The sequence below is a fragment of the Paenibacillus sp. OT2-17 genome (assembly GCF_009827695.1).
GTDB classification, from domain to species: Bacteria; Bacillota; Bacilli; order Paenibacillales; family Paenibacillaceae; genus Paenibacillus; species Paenibacillus polymyxa_B.
The window spans coordinates 1-1826 of record NZ_WUDQ01000668.1 but is presented as its reverse complement, the minus strand read 5'-3'; the positions used below and the strand labels follow the sequence as shown (position 1 = coordinate 1826).

At 47.5% G+C, this 1826-nt stretch carries 2 protein-coding genes; both read left to right on the top strand.

What is annotated here, in order from left to right:
* Positions 1 to 1170 (top strand): 1,4-alpha-glucan branching enzyme (glgB, locus tag GRP75_RS25920; RefSeq protein ID WP_160790762.1); only part of this gene is annotated, 1170 nt, incomplete at its 5' end.
* A gap of 21 nt (positions 1171 to 1191) precedes the next feature.
* A partial coding sequence (locus tag GRP75_RS25915) for a glycogen synthase (protein ID WP_160790761.1) occupies positions 1192 to 1826 on the top strand: 635 nt, incomplete at its 3' end.

Here is a 1826-nt window from a genome sequence, read left to right as displayed (position 1 = left end):
GCTCATGGATTAAGGCTGTTTGACGGATCGCCCCTGTTCGAATACGCGGATCCGCTGATTGCGGAAAAGCCCGGCTGGGGAACACTGACGTTTGATTACAGCAAGCCGGAGGTGCGTTCTTTCCTGATATCTAATGCGCTATTCTGGATGGATGTGTACCATATTGACGGCCTGCGCGTAGATGCAGTGACGAGTATGCTACGACTGGATTTTGAAAAGCAGGACGGTCAATATCGTTTTAACTCTAAAGGAGGCATTGAAAATGAGGAGGCTATTGCCTTCCTTCAACAACTGAATGAAACAGTATTCCGCTATTATCCGTATGCTCTGATGATGGCAGAGGAGTCCAGTGCCTGGCCGATGGTGACTTCCCCGGTAAGCGATGGAGGACTCGGTTTTAATTACAAATGGAATATGGGCTGGATGAACGATACGCTTGATTATATCGAAACGGATTTCGATCAGAGGCCGGAGCGCCATAATTTGCTGACATTCCCCATAGCTTATGCGTACAGCGAGAATTTTACACTGCCGTTGTCGCACGATGAGGTTGTTCATGGTAAGAAGTCGCTGCTTGATAAAATGCCGGGTAGCTATGAGCAAAAATTTGCCGGGCTTCGAGCGCTTCTCGGTTACCAAATCACCTCACCGGGCAAAAAACTCTTATTTATGGGAGGGGAATTCGGCCAATTCATCGAATGGAAGGATGAGGAGCAGCTTGACTGGTTTCTGCTGGATTATGACAGTCACCGTTCGCTGCACGCTTTTACGAAAGCGCTGAATCATTTGTATATTCAGGAAAAGGCATTATGGGAACTGGATCATTCGTGGGATGGATATCAGTGGATTGAGGCGGAGGACCGTGGGCAGAGCGTAATTACGTATTTACGTAAAAGTAAAAAGCCGGGAGATACACTGGTCGTGCTTATTAACTTTCAGCCCGTGCCCAGAGAGAACTACCGAATTGGGCTGGAAAAGGCCGGGAGTTATATCGAACTGCTGAACAGTGATCATAAGGACTTTGGGGGAAGGGACCAGCTGAATACGGGAATAATACGGACCGCCCCCATCCCTTGCCACGGACAGCTTCACAGCTTGGAGGTGACCATACCACCCCTGAGCATCGTTATACTCAAGAAAGCGCCTCGGAGGCCTAAAAAAGCAGATTAAACACATAAGGAGGAAGCACATATGAACATTTTGTTTGCGGCAGCAGAAGCACATCCATTTATTAAAACAGGCGGGTTGGCTGATGTCATTGGCGCACTGCCGAAGGCACTTCGTCAGGCGGGGTGCGACGTCCGAATCATTTTACCTAAATATGCGGGGATTCCCGATACTTATAAAAAGTCTCTGCGTCCGGTAGCGGTGAAGCAAGTAGCCGTAGGCTGGCGTAATCAATATTGTGGAATAGAGGAACTGACATTAGACGGAATCAAGGTTTATTTTATTGACAATGAGTATTACTTCGGTCGTGACGGTATTTACGGTTATATGGATGATGGCGAACGTTTTTCCTTTTTTAACCGGGCGATTTTAGAAGTGCTGCCTGAACTGAACTTTCGGCCGGATATTTTGCATTGTCATGATTGGCATACGGCGATGGTTCCGCTGCTTCTGAATGCTGATTATCGACATTTGCCCTTCTACAGTGATATTCGCACGGTGTTTACGATACATAATCTGCTGTATCAGGGGGATTTTCCGTATGAGGTCTTAACTGAGCTGCTCAACCTGGATGGGAGCTATTTCACCCCCGAGAGTGTGGAGTATCATGGCAGACTGAATTTTATGAAAGGTGGGCTTACGTACTCGGATCATGTCAC